Consider the following 20,522-nt stretch of genomic DNA (forward strand, 5'->3'; position numbering starts at 1 on the left):
CAAGCGACTTGAAGGTCAAGATATAAAAAAGTAGTGCAAACTTATGTCTGCACTACTACTCTTTTCTCAAATCTCTCATATTTGATATGTATAAAGCAATGACTAAAACGAGAATGGATCCCGCATACAACAACGTCTCCATCGGTTCCTCATGAGATACAATAATTAAACGAATTAACGCCGTAATTCCGATATAAATAAAATAACGTAACGGGAAATGATAATTCGACTTAAAATACTTAATAATCAATGCGATGAACTCGAAGTATAAGAAATAAACGATGATACTCTCAACCAATTTATACGACGTATACTCCTTTGTGGAAAATATGTATTGAATAAAAGTAATTGTCTCGTTAATTAAAAAGATTGATAAAACAATGGATAATATAATTAACGCTATATTCAATATCCACTGTAAAACGCTAGCTATATAATGATCGATATTAAACTTCATTTCACACTCTCCTTCACGTAAATACTTATTTATTATAGCAAAATTATAATTGGAGGTGGGTTAAATCATATTTCCGGCCTTTGTTGTTGCCAGTGTAGGGGATGTTCATTGTTTGGAGGAGTCTTTTAACCGCAGAACTAGATTTCATATTAAGAAATTCCCTCAATTCGCTATTAGTAGTTATCACACTAAACAGAAGTGTGTAATCTTGTACAGCACGTAAATGAGCATGTTTAGACATACTATTGCAGTTTGAACAACGCCATCCCTGTCTTTCTTTTAACATTGCCATTGTAAAACATTCCTCACACTGTACGCCCTTTAGCAATTCCTCTTTTTTAATTTTATATTGCGCAAGAACATTTTGACGCTGTGGAGAGTGCTCATTCATAATCTGACCTATAAGCCCATTTATATTATCAGTCACTTTTTCTTTATATTGATTTTTAATCTGTTTTATTCTATTAGGTAAATTTGCACTGTGGATAATTTTACTAGACAGTATTTCATCTGAAGTTTTAATAATTGTACGAGGGGAACTAATTACAACGAGGGATTCAATCGGAATATTATGTAAATCATGTAGATTCAGCCATTTTCTCAGTTGCATCTCTTGCCGTTTCAGTTGTAAAAGCGGATCTGGGAATCCTTCTTCCGTAGTACCATCTGCTATTCGAATAAGCTGATTGAACTTTGCATCAAAAATTAATGTACCAATAATATTTTTTATTTCAAGAAAAAGAAGAAAATAGGATGAAACTATGAGGGTATCAATTTGGAAATAATGTTTTTGATCAAATAACCTAATATCATGTAAAATACTGTATTCTGTTTCGGGTAAAAAACTAAGTGGATACTCAATCGCCTGCTCTCCTTTATAGCCGGCCATAAATTTCGCTAGACTTTCAACCACCACATTCCTTTTTGGATGATGAGCAGGCAATCTTCTAAGTAAAGCTTCTAATTGCAGCAAATATACGGGCATTTTCCGCTCTTTCACAATCATTTTTATCCCCCTCCAAAATATATCAGCGATTTTTCAAATATATCAGCGCAACTCCAAATATATCGGCGATTTTCGAAATATATCGGCGCAACTCCAAATATATCAGCGATTTTCGAAATATATCGACTTACCGACAAAAACCGACACAACATACACACATAAAATCTTATACACAGTATAACATCACTTCTAAAATCGCAATGTAAGCATAATGTGTATACCCCAATATGATTACGCCATTTTCAAAATGAGAAATTTACATTCACCCCATGTAAAAGACATTTTTATAAATATGAACATTTTTTAGGAATTAGTTTATCTTTTTTTAATGTTTTATTTAGAGGCAGTTTATACTCGGCTATTAACATAATAAACATAGTAACTATTACTATAATCACAAACCGTACTACCTAAAATTATAAAATAAGGAGACGATAAAACATGAATAACAAAACAAAAGCACTATCATCCATACTGCTCGGATTCACATTAGCATTAACAGGGTGTGCTGGTACTAAAGCTGAAGAGAATCATGGGAAACAAAAACAAGAACAAGTTGCTAAAGAAACAAAAAAGGAAAATAAATTAACTAAAGGGCAAAAAATGGCCAATATTCTTAGCGAAACAAATTGGCAAGGTACACGAGTGTATGACAAAGATAAGAATGACTTAACAAAAGAGAATGCAAACTTCATTGGTCTTGCAAAATATGATGCGAAGTCAGGAAGATATGAATTTTTCGATGCTAAAACAGGTGCAAGTCGTGGCGATAAAGGAACATTCTTTGTCACAAATGATGGGAAGAAGAGAATATTAATTTCAGAATCAATGAAGTATCAAGCCGTTGTTGACATGACAAAATTAAATAAAAATGTATTTACTTATAAACGGATGGGAAAAGACACTAACGGTAAAGATGTAGAAGTTTTCGTTGAACATGTTCCATATAAAGAAAAAGAACTTTCTTTCACTGATCCGGACAAGCAGCTGAACACAACTACAGGAGATATTGTTAAAAACGTTGATGGAGATAAAATTTTAGGCGGTACCCTTTGGCACGGAACAAAGGTATTAGATGAAGCTGGTAACGATGTAACACAGTTTAATTCGAATTTTATAAGTCTAGCAAAATTTGATGACAAATCTAATAAATATGAGTTCTTCAATAGCGAAACAGGTCAAAGCCGCGGTGATTATGGCTACTTCGATGTTGTACACGAAAATAAAATAAGAGCCCATGTTTCAATTGGAAATAATAAATACGGTGCTGCTCTTGAGCTTACTGAGCTAAATAAGAATAAATTTACGTATAAAAGAACTGGTAAAGACCATGCTGGTAAGGATATAACTATATTCGTTGAACATGAACCTTATAAAGGTGATATGAAACCACAATTTAGCTTTTAAAAACGTTTGATTAAAGATCCTGTACTGAGTTGCAGGATCTTTCTTACGACAAAATCATTTATGATTCTCTTTAAAAAATCATCTCATATCCACCCTCAACACTTCAGCTTGATTGTTGAATATGAAAACTTTAAAAAGCCTTACTACGCATAAATTGTAGTAAGGCTCTGACTATTTAAGATAAAAATTAAAAGACTTCATTCCATCTATACAAATAAGATTTAACAACTGATATTATCATCCCCCGCAAGGAAATGAAACCTTATTTCAACTTTCCTATTGATAAGTTAACACGATAATTCCCGTATTTTAATAGTCGTCCTAGAAAGTTATCTAAGTCTTCATTGGAAGCAAAATGTGTTTTTAATAAATAACACCCCTCACCACTTATACGGTGTACTTCAGAAATCCCTTCTTCTCCTTGAAAGAAATTCATAAACTCTTGATGATTAGCTGTTGTTACGAACAAAGTAACAAATGCAGTCACTACTTGTCCTAATTTGATTCGGTTTATTGCAATTGTATATTGTTCAATAATACCTAGATCCTCTAATCTCCGAATTCGATTTCCTACGGCCTGCCCTGTCATATGTATTTTCTGACCAAGTTCTTTCCATTGTATTCTCGAGTTTTCTCCTAATAATTTCAGTATCTTAAAATCTGTTTGATCAATGATATAAACCAATCCTTTCACCGTGAAAGTAGAAAGCCTGAAAGTGTTTCGCCAACTTATTCTGCTTATCGATACAATTCACTATACTTAGTTTATCCTCTTACATCACATTATTTATCAGTTATATTTACTTATAACACAGAGGACGCAACAAAAAAATACATCTAGATTTAAAGGAGGTTACAAATATGTTATTACAAGAAATTCTATCGTTCAATGAACATTTTGTAGAAAATAAGGAATACGCTCCTCGTGAAGCGACAAAGATGCCTAAAAAACGTATGGTTGTTGTTTCTTGCATGGATGCTCGCTTAATTGAGCTACTTCCAAAAGCTTTAGATATACACGATGGTGATGCAAAGGTTATCAGAAATGCAGGTGGTAAAATTGCTTCTGCTTTCGATAGTGTTATGCAAAGTGTTGTAGCGTCAGTATACGATTTAAATGCAGATGAAATCTTCCTTATTGGACACCATAGATGTGGTGCGAGCCAAACGAATCCAAAAGGAACACTTCAAAAAATATTAGATCGCGGAGTAGCTTCACCAGAAATTTTATCAGCAATTGAATATGCTGGTATTGACCTTGAAAAATGGTTATTCGGATTCGATGATGTTTGCGACTCAACGCAAGCTAATGTTGATTTAGTAAGAAATCATCCACTTATTCCAAAAGATGTTCCTGTACATGGTTTAGTTATTGACCCTCACACAGGTAAATTAGATGTAGTGGTTGATGGATATAAAGCGTTAAATAGTGAAACAAAATAATAATTATTACGTACATGAAGGGAAGTTATGAGACATGAAAAAACAAGTATTAGATATGAATAGACAAGAAGCTACGCAAAAAATTCTAGCGGCAAAACTTAAAAAAGGGTTAACTTGGGAAGAAATTGCAAAGGTAAGTGAAAACTCTGAGACTTGGGTTGTAACAGCGTTATTAGGACAAGCTACAATGACACGTCCAGAAGCAGAAAAAATCAGTAAACTATTAGAATTAGATGAAGAAGTAGTTCAAGCATTAACAGTAGTTCCACTTCGTGGCCAAGTAATGGAAATGCCTCCTACTGACCCGATTGCATATCGTTTATATGAAATGATGTTACAATATGCACCAACTATTAGAGAATTAATTTTAGAAAAAGCCGGTGAAGGTGTAATGAGTGCAATTAACTTCAACTTGGGTGTGGATACACAAGAAGATCCACAAGGTGGCGACCCTCGTATCGTCATTACACTTAATGGGAAATTCTTACCATTCCGTACATGGTAAATAATTAAAAATCCATCTATATAATTAAATTGATTTTATAGATTTACAAAATCCATCCTTTCTAACTGTGTAGAAAGGATGGATTTTAACTATGAAATTCTTTTTGGACAAAGGAGACTAATATGAATAAAAAATACTTTGATACGAGCTTTAGTATTCTACAGTGGTTTATGTTTTTATTAGCAAATGCAATTGCATTACCTATCATTATTGGCGGTATATTTCATTTACCAATAGAAGATATCTCAACATTAATGCAGCGAACTTTTTTAGTTGTAGGATTAAGTTCATTTATACAAGCATGGTTTGGGCATCGTTATCCTATTGCCGATGGGCCAGCCGGTTCATGGGTAAGTATATTTGTCATATTGGGACAATTCGCTATGCATCAGGGACAAAGTGCAAAAGACGTGTTGCAACTTTTAGAAGGCGGATTAATTATTGCAGGTATATTACTCTTCGTTCTTGGTATAACAGGTCTTGTTCATCAAATCTTACGTTTATTTACACCTTTAGTTACAGGAACTTTTCTTTTAATCTTAGCACTTCAGCTTAGTGGTGTGTTACTAAAAGGCATGATTGGATTACAAGGATCTGCAACTCATCCTGACTATACAACAGCTACTATTGCGCTCTTTGTTTTTGCCCTTATTACTTTCTTATCAAGTAAAGGGAAAGGATGGATGAAAAATTACGCTGTATTACTTGGAGTTTCATGCGGTTGGCTTTTGTATGCAGTATTAGGAAAATCATCTCATATGCCTTCGCACACAACGCTAGTTAAGTTACCAGAGATATTTGCTTGGGGCACACCTAGATTCGATATTGGAATGACTCTAACTGCAACTTTATTTACATTTCTTTTAGTTACAAATACAATCGCCGCTATTTCGGCTGTAAAACAAGCGGCTCCGTTATCTAAAGAAAATGAAAAGCAAACACTGAACCGTGGTGTATGGGTCGGAGGTATATCACATATTATCTCGTCGTTGTTCTCTACAATTGGAATTGTACCGTTACCTGCATCGGCAGGATTTATCCAACTAACAGGTCAAAGAAAAGTGAAGTCGTTCCTTATAGCAAGTCTCATATTAGCAGGTATTTCTTTTATCCCCTCAATTGTAAGCTTTATATCCTTGCTACCAGGACCTATTGCTAATGCTGCACTTTTAGCAACATTTGTCCAATTAATAGGCATTTCATTTCAATCCATTTTACATGAAGAATTAAATCAACGCCGATTAACTATATTAGGAATTTCATTATTAATCAGTTTGGGTATAATGTTTCTTCCAGAAAGTGCATTTAGCGGAGTTCCTTCTTCCTTACAATATGTTTTAAGTAACGGATTACTCATAGGTACTATGATCGTTATTTTGCTAGAACAGTTTTGGAAAGAGTAAAATTTATAACTAAATAAAAAAGGCGCCCTGCTTACAGGGCGCCTTTTTATACCTAATGACTAATACTGGCAGTTGGGTATAATGTTGTTCCTCCAATTGAAACTTTTATTTCAATTATTAATAGGAAATTTTGTAACTAATAAACAGCAATCGGCCCATAAGGACCATTAATAATCTCTATTTTTGTTTCAAATATATCTGTCAAAAGTGTTGAGTCCATAACCTCTTCTACTGTTCCAAAAGCAGCAATTTGTCCATCTTTCATAGCACAAATTTTATCAGAGTATTTAGCTGCAAAATTTATGTCATGCATAACAGTCAAAATTGTTCTTCCAAACTCATTAGCCGCACGTCTTAAATGCTCCATCATTTGAACAGAACGTGCAACATCAAGATTGTTCAGAGGCTCGTCCAACAGCACATATTCAGTCTCCTGGCACAATACCATGGCTACATATGCCCTTTGTCTTTGACCACCAGAAAGCTCATCTAAATATCTATTCTCTAAATTAGTTAAATCTAAGAAATCGATATATTTAGAAATGATAACCTCATCTTCTTTCGTTAATCTTCCCTTCGAATACGGAAAGCGCCCAAATCCAACTAATTGTCTAACAGTAAGTCTCGTTACAAAATGATTTTCTTGTCGCAATATAGTTAAAACTTTTGCTAAGTCTTTTGATTTGGATTCAGAAACATCCATATTTGCTACCTGGATTTGACCTTCATCCATATCTAAAAGTCTTCCAATCATCAAAAGTGTCGTAGACTTTCCAGCGCCATTTGGTCCAATTAAAGAAGTAAAGCCCGCTTTTGGTATTTCAATATCCAAAGGTCCTATTTTCACCTTATCAGTATAGAACTTTTTAACATTATCGATTTTTATCATAAAGCCCTCTTCCTTAAAACTATAGTTAAGAATATGATTCCACCAAATAATTCAATAATAACTGAAACTACACCTTGAGCATGGAATACATGATACATTAAAAAGTATGCACTCGTCATTATTAAAAATCCTATAGCAAAAGCCATTGGGAAAATATATCTATGATCATAAGTTGACGCCGCCTGATAACTCAAAGTTGCTACTAAAAAGCCGTAGAACGTAAGTGGTCCAATTAGAGCAGTTGAGATAGACATTAAAATAGCTACTAACACAAGCGTATAAATTACACTAGGTTGATATTTAACCCCAAAAGAAGTAGCAACATCCTTTCCTAGTGACAAAACATTCAATTTCTTAGAATGAGTAAAAATTAATAACGCTACAATTATGATCATTGGAATTACAACCGGAAAATATGCAGGGTCTGCATGATTAACAGAACCAAATAATCTCGCTTGTAAAATATCAAATTCTGAAGGCGCAAGTAGTTTTCTCATGAAAGTTGACACAGAATTTAGCCCGGTACCAATAATAATTCCAACTAAAAGCATAAGTTGTAAATTCCCGTATTTACCGGAAAGTAACCATCCATAAAGTATCAAACTCATGAAGACCATCACAACAACTTGAAATAAAAATGATCCAATTCCATTAAAGTTTATTAATGCACTAGCACCAAAGAAAAATATTGTACTCGTTTGAATTGCTGAATAAAGTGATTCAAAACCTAAAAGTGAAGGAGTAATAATCTTATTATTCGTAATAGATTGGAAAGCAACTGTCGCCAAGCTATGGCAAACTGCAGCAATAATCATTGCAACAATAGCTACTATCCTTCTCTTAACAACTGGGATAAAAGAAGGTGAATCTATCGGAACTGGATTGTTATAAACTAAAAGTCCATATGAAGAAAGGAGACCTAAAGCAATCAATGCTATGAGTAAAATCCAATAACGTCTTGCTTCCTTCTTAGAACGAAAAGCACTAGCTGATCTACTTTCATTATGAAGGCTAGAATCGATTTCGACATTTTCTTTATTTCTATAATCTAATGTGATCATCGCAGCCTCCTTGGTTTTCTTTGTCTCAATAGAATAGTAATAAACACGACCGCTCCCACTGTTGCAAGTATTAAAGAAACAGGTAATTCAAACGGCTTTATAATTGTTCGAGAAATGATGTCACAGGCAGTGATTGCCCCCATTCCGATCACACATACCCAAGGTAAATTACTTCTAAGATCATCACCTCTAAACATGGAAACAATATTTGGCACAATTAATCCCAAGAAAGGTAAGTGTCCAATAACAGCTGCAACAATTCCAACTGCCACAGAGATAAGAGCAGTCCCAAAAAGAACAATTCTATTGTAATTAACGCCAAGGCTTGTTGCGACATCTTCTCCTAGTCCAGCTAAAGTCAATCTATTCGCATACATAAAAATAAGCAAAGTAATGATAACAATCAGCCATAAATATTCATATCTTCCCACCTGAATGTTAGCAAATGAACCTACGAACCAAGTTTCAATGCTTTGCGTCATTTGAAAAAGAAGTCCCATAAAAGTAGACACTGCAGAAATAACTGCTCCAAGCATCAATCCAATAATCGGGACAATTAAAGACGAACGAAGCTTAACTCTTCTTAAAAATAGAAAGAAAATCATAGTTCCTATAAAAGAAAAAATGATTGCACCAGTCATTCTTTGAACTAAAGTCGGGGCAGGAAATAATAAATACACAAAAAGCAGGCCTAAGCCTGACCATTCAATCGTCCCCGTTGTAGTAGGTTCAACAAAGCGATTCTGTGTAATGAGTTGCATTACGAGTCCTGCCATCGCCATTGCAGCTCCAGTAAGCATTAATGCAACTGTTCTTGGAACACGAGTGATGAAAAACATCTCCATTCCGTCCTCTTGTCCACGTATATCATAAACTCCAGTAAACAGTGATATAATCCCTAAAATTATAACAACTATAACCGCTATTATAAAAGGTTTTGTCCATATTTTATTGTGATTATAAAACTGGGGTTGAGAAATATTCTCAACCCTAGAAATCATATTTTTTGACACTGTTTCGTACCCCTTTACACTACTTAGCTAAAGTTTTTGCAAGATTTCCAAATAACTCTACATAAGTCTGAATTGATTCATTTGTGTAAGTATCTTCTGGTGCATAAACAACTTGTTGTTTAGAAACAGCAGTTGTGTTTTGAAGAGCTGGTGATTTAGAAATAACATCCTTAGCAGGTGTTGACTTAGCTGCATCAGATGTTGCAGCATCACGATCTAATACGAAAAGCCAATCAGGATTCGTTTGTGCGATCGCTTCAACAGAAACGTCATCACCTTTATGACCTGCAGTAGAATTCGAAACTTCTAATGCTGGAGTCCAACCGAAAATTTCATACATAGGTCCCCAAACGCGACCAGAGTGCGGCGCAGCAAAGCCAATATTTCCACCAGTAACAATAACACTCATAACTTTATCTTTTCCGTTATAAGCAGATTTTGCTTTTTCAATAGATTTATCGAAATCAGCTATTAATTGTTTAGCTTCTTTATCTTTAGCAAAGATTTTGCCTAAAGTAGTTGTAGAATCTTTAAGTCCTTTTACTAAGTTTTCTCCAGGCTTAGTAGCCTTCTCAGAAACATCAAAATTAAGATCAATAACAGCTGCATTTGGCACTAATTTTTTGATTTCTTCGTAATGATCAGCAAATCTTTGACCAACGATTACAAGGTCAGGGTTTGCCGCTGCAATAATTTCAAGATTTGGTTCGCGGTGATTCCCGATATTTTTAACTGAATCATCTTTTTTATATGCTGAATCCGCAGGCATGATATCCTTTGGAGCAGCCGCTAATTTAATTCCCCAATCAGCTAAAGTTTCAAACGTTCTATTATCTAAAGCAACTACATTCTTTGGATTTACAGGGACTTTAACAGTTCCATGAGCATCAGTGATTTCAACCGTTTTTGGCTTATCACTACTATCACCTTTATTAGCTTTCGAAGTTTCCTTACTTGAATCTGAGCAAGCTACTAACATTAAAGTAAAAATCGCTAGAATACTTACTAATTTTAAAAGCATAGTTTTTTTCATACGTATACTCCTTATTATGTAATTTAGTTCGAAAATGATGACATCGATAGATTAAATTAAACAGTAACTTTTATGTACCCAAACTGCTATTGATAATCATTTTCATTTGAACATCCTGTAAATAAGTATAGTCATTAATTCTGTGAAAATCTTGTGAATGGTGTGAATTCATAAAATCAAGCATAAAAAGTAATATGTGCGGTCAGGACTGTTGATTAACCTTCATTAAATACTGTCTCAACGAATACGAGAAAGAGACCTTCCCTTACAAAATACGCACAGTAATAGCTAATATTTCACAGAAACTACTTTATTATCTTATTTTTATCATTCAACCATTGAATAGCCTCTGCCATGTATCGTTTGAATATATCTGTCTTTCTTCTCGCACTTTAGCTTTTTTCTTACATACCCAATATATAAGTCTACTACATTCGGATTTACTACTACGTCATATCCCCAAACCTGGTTCAAAAGCATTTCACGGCTTAATATTGTATTTTTATTCTTAATTAAAAATACAAGTAAATCATACTCACGCTTCGTAAGCGAGAGATTTTTGCCACCTTTTTTCACAATATTGCTAGATGCATCAACAAAGAGATCTTTAAACTGAAAAAAGTTTGTCTCATTTTGCTGGTTATATTCACTTCTTCTTAAAATAGCTTGAACTCTTGCTACTAATTCTTCCTTCACAAATGGTTTTCTAATATAATCATCTGCTCCTGCTTGTAACCCTGCTATGCAATCCTCGCTTGAAATATTGTTGGTCACAATAATGATTGGTGTCTTTTTAACAAGTCGTATTTGTCTACAAATTTCTGGTCCCGATATACTTAATGAATCCCAATCCAATATGATAATATCCCAATCTTGTTCATATGCTATATTTAAACCTTGGTTTTCATTGTGAAGTTTTAAAATGAAATGGCCCTCTTGCGTTAAACCGCTTACGATTTTCTTTGCTAAAGACCGTTCATTCTTAATTACTAACACCTGTCTCACCGATGGTTCACCTCTACTTCAATATAACTTAGTTAGATAAAAATTATCTCAAAAAAATAACTCGAGATTTATAAATACTAAATTCCTAAAAAAGCCATTATAACAGCTTATTAGGAGAACTCTATATAATCTTACAATAGATACGGATAAAAACACAAAGGATATGAAGATTCAAATACATATTATGTAATCATTAAAGGTAGCTATAGTATCTATCTGCTTATCATCAATAACTATTCATTCAGTTTCTGCTTCAAGAGTACTGTCCACAACTTGAGTATTTTATAGAACTACAAAACAAAAAGAACCATACCCTCGCCAATCTGGCAAAGTTATGGTTCATATCATAAAAAATAAAAAACCACCAAACAGTTATGTATTGGTGGAGACGGTGGGAGTCGAACCCACGTCCAAAAATATCGGCACTTAAGCTTCTACGAGTGTAGTCGATATATTAGCATTTCGCGAACTCTTCAGCCTATCGACAGGCTTCCAAGTTGCTAGTCTGATTGTTCTCTTCCTTCGCCCTCAGACGGCGAACTCCGGCGTAGTCCACTTAGTTTGAGTCCCTTACCCTACCACATGGACGATGGAGGGAGGAACCTTTAGTGCAATTAAGCAGCTAAAGAAAGATTGTTTTGTTTGCCAATTATAGGCTTTGACGTTTTAACGAGGCCGATCCCCTCGACTCGCAACCTAAGCTCGAACTATCCCTGTCGAATCCGTAACGTCCCCATGATAAAAATGGAGCATACGAAGAAATTTCGTGATAGCTACTAAGAGCTGTTTTTCAATGTGCAACAATCTTACATAAGTTATTATATCATACGCGCGCCGTTTTACAAATGTAAATATCTGTATTACATCTTTTGACGATCACGGAACGCGCGTGCAATTTCACGTTTAGCTTCTTTCTCTTTTAAATCGTGACGCTTATCATATTGTTTCTTACCTTTTGCTAAACCAAGTGCCATTTTCGCGAATCCATTTTTCAAATAGATTCTAACTGGAACTAATGCATAGCCTGTTTCTTTTGAAGCACCTGTTAACTTCTCAATTTCTTTTTTGTGAAGAAGTAACTTTCTCGTGCGAAGCGGATCATGGTTGAAACGATTCCCTTGTTCGTACGTACTAATATGCATATTATGAACCCATACTTCACCATTATGTACACGTGCAAACGCATCTTTCAAGTTCACGCGTCCAGCGCGAATCGACTTAATTTCCGTTCCTTGAAGGACAAGCCCTGCTTCGTATGTTTCTTCGATGAAATAATCATGAAAAGCTTTCTTATTTTGTGCAATAACCTTACCTGTACCCTTTGGCATATAACGTCCCTCCTCTATTTTTACTATTGTAACAAATGTTACTAAAAAGCGAAAGTGGCTCGCTCAGAATCTTTGGACATTGGAACTCCCGACAGAGAAGCGCTTTTTGCTTCGTCCGAGGGAGTGAAATGGCCAATAGATTCTAGCCACTGTAGCTGGATTCCACTAAAAAGCGAAAGTGGCTCGCTCAGAATGTGAGGTGGATGGAGCTTCTGACCTTGAGGCGCTTTTTGCCTCTTGGGAGGAAGCGAAGCCGCCGAACATTCTAGCCACTGTAGCTAGATTTCATAAAAAGCGAAAGTGGCTCGCTCTCAAGCCACCAAGAAAAAAGAAAAAGCCTCGCTTTTCATCAAAGCGAAGCCATCCTTTTCTTACTTACGCTTTTTCTTTTTCTTCTTGAATCCTGGTACGTTTTCGAAGAATGCTTTTTTCTTCTTGCCGTTACCATCTTTTTTCCCTGGTTGGCTAGCGGATGCTGACGCGGAAGCGGATCCTCTTCCTTTACCTTTGCCACCACGGTCAAATTTTCTACCTGTGCCACGTTCGCCGCCGCGCTCATTACTGCGCTCGCTACGTCCACCGCGTTTCTTTCTGCCTGTTCTTGGCTGTTCGATCACGACTGGACGATCTTTGAACTTACGACGAGGCGTACCTTTCATGCCAACGATTTCAAAGTCGATTGCACGCTCGTCTTTGTTTACGTTAATAACGCGAATTGTAATTTCGTCACCGATGCGGAATACGTTACCTGTACGTTCACCGATCATTGCGAAATGCTGCTCGTCATAACGGTAGTAATCATCCGTTAAGTAGCTAACGTGCACAAGACCTTCAATTGTATTTGGAAGCTCTACGAATAAACCGAAGTTTGTTACAGAGCTAATCATACCGTCATACTCTTCACCGATCTTATCAACCATATACTCTGCTTTTTTCATTTCGTCTGTTTCACGTTCTGCTTCAACAGCACGGCGTTCCATATTAGAAGAATGATCTGCAATCTCAGGTAATTTTTCACGCCATTTTGCTTGTGTTTCACTGTCGACTTTACCGTTAATGATGTATTCACGAATTAATCTATGAACAATCGTATCTGGGTAACGACGAATTGGTGATGTGAAATGCGTGTAGAACTCAGTTGATAAACCAAAATGTCCTAAGCTATCCGCATCGTAACGCGCTTGCTTCATGGAACGAAGCATAACCGTTGAAATAACTACTTCTTCAGGCTGTCCTTGCACCATTTCAAGAATTTGTTGAAGCGCACGAGGATGTACTTCATTTGCACGTCCTTTTACCGCATATCCGAAGTTCGTTACAAATTCGAAGAAACGCTCTAGTTTATCTTCTTTCGGATCTTCATGGACACGGTACATGAATGGTACGTTCATCCAGTGGAAATGCTCTGCTACTGTTTCGTTCGCAACAAGCATAAATTCTTCAATTAATTTCTCTGATACAGAACGATCACGCATAACAACGTCTGTCGGTTTTCCTTCTTCATCTACTAATACTTTCGCTTCTTTAAAGTCAAAGTCGATTGCACCGCGGCGCATACGTTTTTCACGTAGGATTTGTGCTAATTGCCCCATCTCTTTAAACATCGGTACAAGCGGCTCATAGCGCTTAATTAATTCTTCATCCTCATCTTCTAAAATGCTTCTTACGTCAGCATACGTCATACGCTCTGTCGTTTTAATTACACTTTGGAAAATCTCGTGTTTTACAACATCACCTAAGTTGTTGATTTCCATTTCACAAGATAACGTCAGACGGTCTACTTTCGGATTTAATGAACAAATACCGTTAGATAGACGATGTGGAATCATCGGAATTACACGGTCAACAAGATAGACACTCGTCGCTCTCTCCGCTGCTTCTACATCAATTGGAGAACCTTCTTGAACGTAATGACTTACATCCGCAATATGAACGCCAAGCTTGTAGTTACCGTTCTCAAGCTTCGTTACTGTAACAGCGTCATCTAAATCTTTCGCATCTGCGCCGTCAATTGTTACGATCATTTGGTCACGCAAGTCACGACGATCTTTTAAATCTTCTTCTGAAATCGTTTCTGGTACACTGTTTGCATGCTCCATTACTTCTTCAGGGAACGCTAAAGGTAAATGATGTTTATGAATAACAGATAAAATATCTACTCCTGGATCATTTTTATGACCTAGAATTTGAATAACTTCACCTTCTGCACTTAAACGATTCTCTGGATAACTCGTAATTTTCACAACTACTTTATGACCTTCTACAGCACCCATTGATGCACTTTTCAAGATAAAGATATCACTCGTCCAGCGCTTATTGTCCGGTATAACAAATCCAAAGTTTTTCGATTCTGTATATGTACCAACTAGTTCTTTCGTGCCGCGTTCTAAAATGCGTACAATTGAACCTTCTTGACGCGAACCGCTCGATTGGGAACTAAGGCGCGCTAATACTGTATCGCCATGAAGTGCACCGTTTAACTCTGTAGGCGGGATGAAAAGATCATCGTCTCCTGTTTTCTTCTCGTCTGGTACAACGAATGCAAAGCCACGTGCATGTCCAATTAACTTACCACGTACTAAATTCATTTTTTCAGGAAGACCGTAACGATTGCTACGCGTACGAATAACAAGTCCCTTCTCTTCCATCATTACAAGTGCCTTTACAAAATCTTTAAAGCCCTCAGAACCTTCAATTCCAAATGCCTCTTCTAACTCTTGTATCGTTAACGGTTTATACGCTTCTTCTCTCATAAATAATAACAACTTATCAATATGTTCTTGTGTGATTTCTTCCAAGCAAAAATACCTCCTTTAAAACCTTATATTATTTAGTGTATCCGAAAGATAGGGGATGTATAAAGCGAAACTTCAATACTCCCCTTATGATTTTTACAGTTTTCACAAAAAATTCCTTATGAAAAAAAGAGGCAACTAGATCTTACCAATCTAGTTGCTCCAAGAAGTTATATACATCCTCATGTAGCTCGTCACGCTGTTTATCAAGTGTAATGACATGCGTAGAGTCTTCATACCATTTAATGTCTTTTAATGTTGATTCTACACCGTTATAAATAATGTTAGCACTATCTGTATTAATCATTTCATCATGACGCGCCTGTACAACAAATGTTGGGGCATAAATCATGTCCACATTGTTACGTACGTCAGCAATTAATTGTTGTAATGCTTTTAATGTATTCATCGGTGTCTTTTGGAATTCCAACATTTCTTGCTCAATTTGCTCTGGTGATTTTTGCTCACGCTTTTTATATTCGCGGGCGTATGCCAATATACCTTGGTACATTGTTTCTTCACTCTTAATATACATTGGTGCACACATTGGTACTACACCTAAAACCGGTACTGTATAACCTAATTTTAAAGAAAATACGCCGCCAAGTGACAATCCAACGACAGCAATTTTCTCAAAGCCTTTATCTTTTAAAAGCTGATATGCCTCTGTTACATCTTGCCACCAGTCTTCAGGACCTGTATGAACAAGCTCTTCTGGTGGTACACCGTGTCCTTTATAAATTGGCGCATGACAAGTGTAGCCTTTCTTCTCTAAGAAACGCCCTAACATACGTACATCAGCTGAGTTTCCTGTGAAACCATGTAGTAATAAAACAGCGCGGTCTCCACCCTCAAATGTAAATGGTTTCGGAGATGCTAATTTCATCATGTACTTCTCCTCTTTCTCTTCTGTAATCTAGTCGTATTCTTTCTATATCTTAGTGTACCATATTTATATTTCTATAATCTAATTAGAAACATCTTTCAAATGGCAAAATAAAAAAAGAAGAACCATTAGTACAACTTACTAACGCTTCTTCTTTCAATTCTATAAATTTAAGTACGTAACAGCAATTGTTAATACGAAGAATAAAACCGCTAAAACAATTGTAATACGGTTTAATACCGCTTCAATTCCACGTGCTTTTTGCTTACCAAATAATTGCTCTGCACCGCCTGAAATTGCACCTGAAAGGCCTGAGCTATTACTAGACTGCATAAGTACCATAACAATCATTAAAATCGATACAATAATAAGTAAAACGGATAATAACGTATGCACTTGGCGTACCTCCTACAAAGATTCAGTTATTTTAACTGTAGCATAAATTCTATAGAAAAGCGAGAGCTATAGAGTCGCTCTCGCTTTTCTTCTATTACATAAACATCATTGCAAATAACGGTCCGAGCAAACATGTCAAAATTGCTGTTAATGTCATTGTTACCGATCCAATAACACCTTCATGTTCATTATTTTTCATCGCTCTCATGACGCCCATAATATGAGAAGCACATCCAAATCCGATACCTTTACCAACTGAATTTGTAACGCGGCTCCATTTTAATAAAAGCGGGCCGGTAATCGTTCCAGTAATACCCGCAATAACAACGAAAGCTGCTGTTAATGACGGTACACCACCAACTTGTTCTGAAACACTCATCGCAACTGGCATTGTTACCGACTTTGGTAAAGAAGATAAAATTAAGCTTTTATCTGTTCCCATAAGTGACGCAATCGCAAAATCACTTGCAATGGCAACTGTTGTACCTACTAATACACCACCAGCAATTGGTACAACATATTTTTGTAAAACATGACGTTGTTTATAAAGAGGAATTGCAAATGCTACAACACCAGGTCCGAGCAGTTTTGCAATCCAGCCGCCACCACTTTCCATATAATGTTGATATGGTATATCAAGCATGATAAATAAGAAAGCCATTAATCCTGTTGCTACAAGCATTGGAATGGTGAATGGTGTTGGAAATAATTTATAGATTTTTTTAGATAATTGGTATAATAGCACCGTAAAAAGAACCCAACCAATTCCGATTAATATTTGGCTCATCTCGATTCTCTTTCCTTTCTATTCGCAAGATATTGTCCTGTATGTCCTGCGACAATAATAATTAAAAATGTACTCGCTACAATTGTAATGAAAAGAGAAATTCCTTTACTCATAAAAAAAGCACCGTAATTCATTAGGCCAAGCGTTGGCGGAATTAATAAAAACGGCATAATAGCAACGAGTGTTTCTGCTCCTAAATCGAACCATTTCACTGGAAGAACTTTTAGGCTAAGTAAAACAAGTAAGAGGAACATCCCAATCAAACTTCCTGGAATCGGAATATTTAACATTTCTTGCACCCAAGTTCCAACCATATAGAAAACGTAAAGAGCAGCAATTTGGACAAGAATCTTTGTAAATTTCATGTTCATCATCCCTCATGTTTATACGATCTTCTGTTAATATCTTTATCATAGTATAAATTGTAAAAAGCTGCAATTTATCAACTTGACAGCAAAAATAGCCTATGTTAGACGCTTACAACCTTGATATGACTGGATTCCTGCGCGAAAATTAAGTCAAAAACCTTGACCTAATATAAAAAGTTTTTATTTTCTGAATTTATAAGGTTGTTATTTCAATAAAATAATATTTTTATCCTTACGCTTACATATACATAAATAAGATAGGTGGTGAACATATGCCCAAAAAAGTTCTTATTTTTTGTGATCCTGGAATTGATGATGCGATGGCTCTCCTCTTAGCATTCTTTATCGATGAAATAGAAATCATCGGCATTGTTGCTGATTATGGCAATGTTTCAAAAGAAATGGCCGTACAAAATGCTCATTTTCTTAAGCACGAAAAAAAAAATAGAAATATTAAGGTATTTGGTGGTTCAGAACAACCGCTTACTGGTGCCCCTCCTGCTTTTTTTACGAATGTACACGGGAAACAAGGACTCGGGCCAATTATTCCAAAAGAAAATGTAACTAACGGAGAGATGGAGAATTTCTTTGAAGTTATTCCTCTTATTGAGCAGTATAAAGATGAATTAATCATCGTAAGTTTAGGAAGACTTACCTCCCTAGCAATTTTATTCATCTTATGTAAACAGTTAATGAAGCAAATTAAATCTTACTACGTAATGGGCGGTGCCTTTTTGCACCCTGGTAATGTTACACCTATTTCTGAAGCAAACTTTTATGGTGATCCTGCTGCCGCTAATATAGTCCTTCAATCCTCATCTAACATGTACATCTATCCATTAAACGTCACCCAGTATTCCATCATTACACCAGAAATGGCTGAATATATTGAAGCAAAAGGAAAAGCCCCACTCGTCAAACCGTTATTTGATCATTATTACTACGGATATTATAAAGATGCCCTACCACATTTAAAGGGAAGCCCCTTTCATGACACAATGCCAATACTCGCTTTACTTGATAACTCTATGTTTACGTATCACAAATCACCTATCGTTGTCATGACAGAATCTTATGCACAAGGAACAAGCATTAGAGAATTCCGCTCTTTAGAAGAATCTAAACCATTTATTGATCGGCCGATTCATCAAATCGCAATCGATTTTGATTATAACCGCTTCTTTAAACATTTCATGTCAATTATGACGGATGAGCAATTTTAACATAAAGTGAAACTTTAATCAGTGGGGGTTTTCTTCATCCCCCACTGATTATCAGCCCTCACCAATCGGACTTTTATGGGCAGTCGATCCCCACCTAACTTCTTTGCTTTCGCTGAATTTTGAGGTGGGGGTCTTACTGCCCATTAAAGCGGGATAAAAAAACAGACCGTGATTTCTCACGGTCTGTCGTTATTTTCTACAATTATCGTTTGATGTTGTAGAAAGATTTGATACCATCGTAAACAGCGATTTCGCCTAGTTCGTCTTCGATGCGTAATAATTGGTTGTACTTAGCAATACGGTCAGTACGGCTCATAGAACCAGTTTTGATTTGGCCAGCGTTAGTTGCAACTGCGATGTCAGCGATTGTAGCATCTTCAGTTTCACCAGAACGGTGAGATACAACTGCTGTATAACCAGCACGTTTAGCCATTTCGATAGCTTCGAAAGTCTCAGTTAAAGTACCGATTTGGTTAACTTTAATTAAGATTGAGTTAGAGATACCTTTTTCGATACCTTCAGCAAGTTTTTGAGTGTTAGTTACGAATAAGTCGTCACCAACTAATTGTACTTTATCACCGATACGCTCAGTTAATAATTTGTGACCATCCCAGTCGTTTTCGTCTAAACCATCTTCGATAGAGATGATTGGGAAGTCTTTGCAAAGCTCTTCGTAGAAATCAACCATTTCTGCAGAAGTTAAGCCAGTACGGCCTTCGCCTGCAAGGTCATATTTACCAGTTTCTTTGTTGTAGAACTCAGAAGAAGCAACGTCCATTCCTAAGAATACGTTCTCGCCAGCTTTGTAACCAGCTTTTTCGATAGCTTCGATGATTACTTCTAATGCTTCACGGTTAGAACCAAGGTTTGGAGCGAATCCACCTTCGTCACCTACTGCAGTGTTAAGGCCTTTGTCATGTAATACAGCTTTAAGTGCATGGAATACTTCAGCACCCATACGGATTGATTCTTTGAATGTTGGAGCACCAACTGGTAAGATCATGAACTCTTGGAAGTCTACGTTGTTATCAGCGTGAGAACCACCGTTGATGATGTTCATCATTGGAGTTGGTAATTGTTTTGCATTGAATCCACCAAGGTAACGGTATAATGGAAGACCTACGAAGTCAGCTGCTGCATGAGCTACTGCCATAGATACACCAAGGATAGCGTTAGCGCCTAGTTTACCTTTGTTTGGAGTGCCATCTAATTCGATCATAGCACGGTCGATACCAGCTTGGTCAGTTACGTCGAAACCAACGATTTCTGGAGCGATTGCTTCGTTAACGTTGTTTACTGCGTTCATAACACCTTTACCAAGGTAACGAGATTTGTCACCGTCACGTAATTCTACTGCTTCGTGCTCGCCAGTAGATGCACCACTTGGTACGATAGCGCGTCCGAAAGCGCCGCTTTCTGTGTAAACTTCTACTTCTACAGTTGGGTTACCACGAGAGTCAAGGACTTCGCGAGCATAAACATCAATAATTGTTGACATAATAAATTCTCTCCTTTTT

The 20,522-nt window shown here is 36.3% G+C and carries 20 protein-coding genes and 1 other RNA gene; 5 read left to right on the forward strand and 16 right to left on the reverse strand.

Going from position 1 to position 20,522, the window contains the following annotated elements; genetic code table 11:
* Positions 1 to 55: 55 nt before the first annotated feature.
* Entirely contained in the window at positions 56 to 457 is a 402-nt protein-coding gene (gene psiE / locus AC3WVA_RS06905; RefSeq protein ID WP_000671178.1) for a phosphate-starvation-inducible protein PsiE, read from the reverse strand.
* Positions 458 to 500: 43 nt separating this feature from the next.
* The gene (locus AC3WVA_RS06910) at positions 501 to 1,463 is read right to left on the reverse strand and encodes a nuclease-related domain-containing protein (protein ID WP_098345479.1); all 963 of its coding nucleotides are present in this window, start codon (positions 1,461 to 1,463) and stop codon (positions 501 to 503) included.
* Positions 1,464 to 1,904: 441 nt separating this feature from the next.
* On the opposite strand from AC3WVA_RS06910, the gene AC3WVA_RS06915 reads away from it, so the two are divergent.
* The gene (locus AC3WVA_RS06915) at positions 1,905 to 2,870 is read left to right on the forward strand and encodes a DUF4822 domain-containing protein (RefSeq protein WP_098345478.1); all 966 of its coding nucleotides are present in this window, start codon (positions 1,905 to 1,907) and stop codon (positions 2,868 to 2,870) included.
* A 262-nt stretch (positions 2,871 to 3,132) separates the two neighbouring features.
* Here AC3WVA_RS06915 and AC3WVA_RS06920 read toward each other — a convergent pair whose 3' ends face one another.
* Positions 3,133 to 3,564, reverse strand: a complete 432-nt coding sequence (locus AC3WVA_RS06920) for an Lrp/AsnC family transcriptional regulator (RefSeq protein ID WP_098520870.1) — start codon at positions 3,562 to 3,564, stop codon at positions 3,133 to 3,135.
* Between the two features lie 167 nt (positions 3,565 to 3,731).
* Here AC3WVA_RS06920 and AC3WVA_RS06925 point away from each other — a divergent pair, with 167 nt between their 5' ends.
* From AC3WVA_RS06925 to AC3WVA_RS06935, 3 genes are all read left to right on the forward strand, one after another.
* Positions 3,732 to 4,313, forward strand: a complete 582-nt coding sequence (locus AC3WVA_RS06925) for a beta-class carbonic anhydrase (protein ID WP_098345476.1) — start codon at positions 3,732 to 3,734, stop codon at positions 4,311 to 4,313.
* 55 nt (positions 4,314 to 4,368) lie between these two features.
* Positions 4,369 to 4,818, forward strand: coding sequence for a cyanase (cynS, locus tag AC3WVA_RS06930; protein WP_098520933.1), 450 nt, complete (start codon positions 4,369 to 4,371; stop codon positions 4,816 to 4,818).
* Between the two features lie 122 nt (positions 4,819 to 4,940).
* Positions 4,941 to 6,221, forward strand: a complete 1,281-nt coding sequence (locus AC3WVA_RS06935; RefSeq protein ID WP_098520871.1) for a purine/pyrimidine permease — start codon at positions 4,941 to 4,943, stop codon at positions 6,219 to 6,221.
* Between the two features lie 136 nt (positions 6,222 to 6,357).
* Here the strand turns inward: AC3WVA_RS06935 and AC3WVA_RS06940 are convergent, their stop codons facing one another.
* From AC3WVA_RS06940 to AC3WVA_RS06995, 12 genes are all read right to left on the reverse strand, one after another.
* Positions 6,358 to 7,110: an iron ABC transporter ATP-binding protein gene (locus AC3WVA_RS06940; RefSeq protein WP_000590067.1), complete on the reverse strand. Its 753-nt coding sequence runs from the start codon at positions 7,108 to 7,110 to the stop codon at positions 6,358 to 6,360.
* The gene (locus tag AC3WVA_RS06945; RefSeq protein WP_098345474.1) at positions 7,107 to 8,171 is read right to left on the reverse strand and encodes an iron chelate uptake ABC transporter family permease subunit; all 1,065 of its coding nucleotides are present in this window, start codon (positions 8,169 to 8,171) and stop codon (positions 7,107 to 7,109) included. The genes AC3WVA_RS06940 and AC3WVA_RS06945 overlap by 4 nt, the downstream gene beginning before the upstream one ends.
* Positions 8,168 to 9,184, reverse strand: a complete 1,017-nt coding sequence (locus tag AC3WVA_RS06950; protein ID WP_042514534.1) for an ABC transporter permease — start codon at positions 9,182 to 9,184, stop codon at positions 8,168 to 8,170. Before AC3WVA_RS06950 ends, AC3WVA_RS06945 begins: the two co-directional genes overlap by 4 nt.
* Positions 9,185 to 9,203: 19 nt before the next feature.
* The gene (locus AC3WVA_RS06955) at positions 9,204 to 10,217 is read right to left on the reverse strand and encodes a siderophore ABC transporter substrate-binding protein (protein WP_048528184.1); all 1,014 of its coding nucleotides are present in this window, start codon (positions 10,215 to 10,217) and stop codon (positions 9,204 to 9,206) included.
* 327 nt (positions 10,218 to 10,544) lie between these two features.
* Positions 10,545 to 11,222 carry a response regulator transcription factor gene (locus AC3WVA_RS06960; protein ID WP_048528183.1) on the reverse strand — a complete coding sequence of 226 codons (678 nt, stop codon included), beginning with the start codon at positions 11,220 to 11,222 and terminating at the stop codon, positions 10,545 to 10,547.
* Positions 11,223 to 11,602: 380 nt separating this feature from the next.
* Positions 11,603 to 11,957, reverse strand: a transfer-messenger RNA (tmRNA) gene (ssrA, locus tag AC3WVA_RS06965).
* A gap of 125 nt (positions 11,958 to 12,082) precedes the next feature.
* Positions 12,083 to 12,550, reverse strand: coding sequence for an SsrA-binding protein (gene smpB / locus AC3WVA_RS06970; protein ID WP_048528182.1), 468 nt, complete (start codon positions 12,548 to 12,550; stop codon positions 12,083 to 12,085).
* A 371-nt stretch (positions 12,551 to 12,921) separates the two neighbouring features.
* Positions 12,922 to 15,348 (reverse strand): ribonuclease R, encoded by a 2,427-nt coding sequence (rnr, locus tag AC3WVA_RS06975; protein WP_071758442.1) that lies wholly within the window; start codon positions 15,346 to 15,348, stop codon positions 12,922 to 12,924.
* A 142-nt stretch (positions 15,349 to 15,490) separates the two neighbouring features.
* The gene (estA, locus tag AC3WVA_RS06980) at positions 15,491 to 16,231 is read right to left on the reverse strand and encodes a carboxylesterase (RefSeq protein ID WP_000761976.1); all 741 of its coding nucleotides are present in this window, start codon (positions 16,229 to 16,231) and stop codon (positions 15,491 to 15,493) included.
* Between the two features lie 162 nt (positions 16,232 to 16,393).
* Positions 16,394 to 16,627 carry a preprotein translocase subunit SecG gene (gene secG, locus AC3WVA_RS06985; protein ID WP_000557263.1) on the reverse strand — a complete coding sequence of 78 codons (234 nt, stop codon included), beginning with the start codon at positions 16,625 to 16,627 and terminating at the stop codon, positions 16,394 to 16,396.
* Positions 16,628 to 16,721: 94 nt separating this feature from the next.
* Positions 16,722 to 17,414: an LrgB family protein gene (locus AC3WVA_RS06990; RefSeq protein ID WP_000078299.1), complete on the reverse strand. Its 693-nt coding sequence runs from the start codon at positions 17,412 to 17,414 to the stop codon at positions 16,722 to 16,724.
* Positions 17,411 to 17,779, reverse strand: coding sequence for a CidA/LrgA family holin-like protein (locus tag AC3WVA_RS06995; protein ID WP_000673220.1), 369 nt, complete (start codon positions 17,777 to 17,779; stop codon positions 17,411 to 17,413). The genes AC3WVA_RS06990 and AC3WVA_RS06995 overlap by 4 nt, the downstream gene beginning before the upstream one ends.
* 275 nt (positions 17,780 to 18,054) lie before the next feature.
* Here AC3WVA_RS06995 and AC3WVA_RS07000 point away from each other — a divergent pair, with 275 nt between their 5' ends.
* The gene (locus tag AC3WVA_RS07000; RefSeq protein ID WP_341013909.1) at positions 18,055 to 19,005 is read left to right on the forward strand and encodes a nucleoside hydrolase; all 951 of its coding nucleotides are present in this window, start codon (positions 18,055 to 18,057) and stop codon (positions 19,003 to 19,005) included.
* A gap of 202 nt (positions 19,006 to 19,207) precedes the next feature.
* Here the strand turns inward: AC3WVA_RS07000 and eno are convergent, their stop codons facing one another.
* A complete protein-coding gene (eno, locus tag AC3WVA_RS07005; protein WP_000103949.1) occupies positions 19,208 to 20,503 on the reverse strand; it encodes a phosphopyruvate hydratase in 1,296 nt (431 codons plus the stop codon).
* Between the last annotated feature and the right edge of the window lie 19 nt (positions 20,504 to 20,522).

It is taken from the genome of Bacillus sp. EB106-04-02-XG92 (assembly GCF_058791995.1).